The following is a 1,219-nucleotide window of genomic DNA, read 5'->3' on the forward strand; positions in this document are numbered from 1 at the left end:
GAGGGTCTGGTCGCCTGTGTTTCTGAAAACAGCCTTGTAGACAATGTGTTGGGATTGTCTTTTATCCATTTGACGAAATAAGCGTCGCCGTTGTTTTGGATATATGTGTGGAAAAGCTCCAACACTGATGTCATGTTGTGATACTCTTTTGGCAGGGCCTCAAGAGCGTATGCTATCGCGAACTCTATCATTGAGGCGGCACTCATATCCCAATATGGCTCTTTACAGCCACTGCTCACAGGAGATATTGCGTCGGCGATAGCTTTAACGTCAGGCTCGTATATACTGCCGTCTTTGTTTCTTTTTACCGCCGCCAATGGATTATAGCCCTGGCTTTTCTCAGGCTCTGTAAAATCGAGTTTTATAATGTTATAGCCTTTAGCCCTCAGTTCGCCTGCGAACATATCATAGAGCAGACCCTTGACGTCCTGCAATATGACTGATGATTTGATGTTTTTTAGCACAGAGCAGATGTAAGAGCCTGTTTTGCCGCAGCCTGAATTGCCTATAACAAGGACGTTGTTATTAAGCCCTGTGACCTTTGTGTCCTCCAAGAGTTCAACGTCCTTGGCGAGAGTTCTTTTACCGTATCTTTCTATTGGTGCAGTGTAAGTAGGACTGCCGCCTGTGATTCTTTGTTTACTCATTATTTGTTACTCCTTTAAATTAATTTGTTAATTATCTTGTGTGCAAGACCGAATTCCACGGCCTCTTCTGCGGTGTAAAAAGAGTCATACTGTGTGACCTTGTAAATTTCCTCAAGAGTTTTTCCTGTGCGGTCTGCTATTATGGTTGCAAGGGTCTTTCGCATTTTGTTCAGCCCCGCAAGATGTTCTTCTATCTCTTTTGATTTCTGACCGCTGAAATCTGCTTTGCCGAAACTTGGGTCATGTATCATTATGCGGGAGTGTGGAAGTATCTCACGCTGGTCTGCCGCAAGGTATATGACAGCACCCATTGAAGCGCAAAGTCCCACGCATACGGCTCTGACCTTTGAGCGTGTCATTCTTATAGCGTCATACAGTGCAAGACCGCTTTCGCAATCACCGCCGGGAGAGTTTATATACAGTGTTATCTCCTTATCTGCCTGACCGTCCATTAGCATAAGAGCCTTGATGATGTCAGTGCAGTTTTCAGAGCGGATATCCCCATCAAGGAATATCTTTCTTTCACTTAGCAGGTGATCGTCAAGATTTATGCGTTCGATACCTCTTGAACT

The 1,219-nt window shown here is 44.6% G+C and carries 2 protein-coding genes; both read right to left on the reverse strand.

The window, feature by feature from the left end; genetic code table 11:
- Positions 1-647 (reverse strand): type IV secretory system conjugative DNA transfer family protein (locus QVO88_RS10255; protein WP_288178001.1); only part of this gene is annotated, 647 nt, incomplete at its 3' end.
- A 14-nt stretch (positions 648-661) separates the two neighbouring features.
- On the reverse strand, positions 662-1,219 hold a 558-nt coding region (locus tag QVO88_RS10260), incomplete at its 5' end, for an ATP-dependent Clp protease proteolytic subunit (protein ID WP_288178002.1).

Origin of the sequence: Ruminococcus sp. CAG:57 (genome assembly GCF_000435935.1) — a bacterium.
Taxonomy (GTDB): domain Bacteria; phylum Bacillota; class Clostridia; order Oscillospirales; family Ruminococcaceae; genus Hominimerdicola; species Hominimerdicola aceti.